The 1331-nt window shown below is 60.8% G+C and carries 2 protein-coding genes; both read left to right on the forward strand.

What is annotated here, in order from left to right; all coding sequences use genetic code 11:
• The coding region (locus ACWPWO_RS18770) for a ParA family protein (protein ID WP_454007887.1) at window positions 1-777 on the forward strand (777 nt) is incomplete at its 5' end.
• A 29-nt stretch (window positions 778-806) separates the two neighbouring features.
• Window positions 807-1331, forward strand: a 525-nt coding sequence (locus ACWPWO_RS18775; RefSeq protein WP_454007888.1) for a ParB/RepB/Spo0J family partition protein, incomplete at its 3' end; no start/stop codon positions are given.

Below are 1331 nucleotides of genomic sequence, written 5' to 3' on the forward strand. Positions count from 1 at the left end.
TTTTGTATCGCCAACCAGAAGGGCGGGGTGGGCAAGACGACCACGGCCATCAATCTGGCGGCGGCCCTGGCCTTGTTGAAGAAAAAGGTCTTGCTGATCGACCTGGACCCTCAGGGCAACGCCACCATGGGCAGCGGTATCGATAAGAATGCGCTGAATGGCAACCTGTATCAGGTACTGATAGGCCAGGAGACTATTTCGAATGTGAAGGTACGTTCTGAAACCGGCGGTTACGATGTGTTACCTTCAAATCGGGAGCTGTCTGGCGCCGGGATCGATCTGATCCAGATGGAGGAGCGCGAGCAGCAGCTCAAGCAGGCTTTGGCGCAGGTCGCGGGCGACTACGACTTCGTGCTGATCGATTGCCCGCCTACCTTGTCCTTGCTGACGCTCAACGGCCTGGCCAGCGCGCGCGGGGTCGTCATTCCCATGCAGTGCGAGTACTTCGCCCTGGAAGGGCTCTCGGACCTCGTCAACACCGTCAAGCGCGTCTATCGCAACATCAATTCGGACCTGCAGCTCATCGGGCTGCTGCGCGTCATGTTCGATAGTCGTGTAACCTTGCAGCAGCAGGTGTCCGGCCAGATCGAGACGCATTTCGGCGACAAGGTGTTCAAGACGGTCATCCCGCGCAATGTGCGCCTGGCCGAAGCTCCCAGCCACGGCATGCCCGGCATCGTCTATGACAAGAATTCCCGCGGCGCCAAGGCATACCTGGACTTCGGCAAGGAGCTGGTCAAGCGGCTCAAGAAAGAATCCCGCACCGATAAGGCATAACGCACACAAGAATCAATAGGAACGTAAGCATGGCTACTCGAAAACCCAAAGGTCTAGGTCGCGGACTGGATGCGCTGCTTGGCGCGGATGCCGGAGCGATCGCAACGATTGGGAAGACGGCGGCTGCCCCGGAGAAAGACGGCCTGCCCTCGACCTTGCCGGTCAAACTGCTCAAGGCCGGCGTCTACCAGCCGCGCACGCGCATGGACGAGGGCGCCTTGAACGAACTGGCCGAGTCCATCCGCGCCCAGGGCGTGATGCAGCCCATACTGGTGCGGCCCCTGAGCGGCAAGGAGAAAGGCAAGTACGAAATCATTGCCGGTGAACGGCGTTTCCGTGCTTCCCAGATCGCCGGTCTGACCGAGGTGCCGGTCCTGGTGCGCGAAGTGGGCGACGAGAACGCGGCCATCATGGCGCTGATCGAGAACATCCAGCGCGAAGATCTCAATCCGCTCGAAGAAGCGCAGGGCGTCAAGCGCCTGCTGGATGAGTTCGGCCTGACTCACGAGCAGGCCGCCCAGGCCATCGGCCGTTCACGCTCGGCAACCAGCAAC

It is taken from the genome of Alcaligenes sp. Marseille-Q7550, from assembly GCF_965112015.1.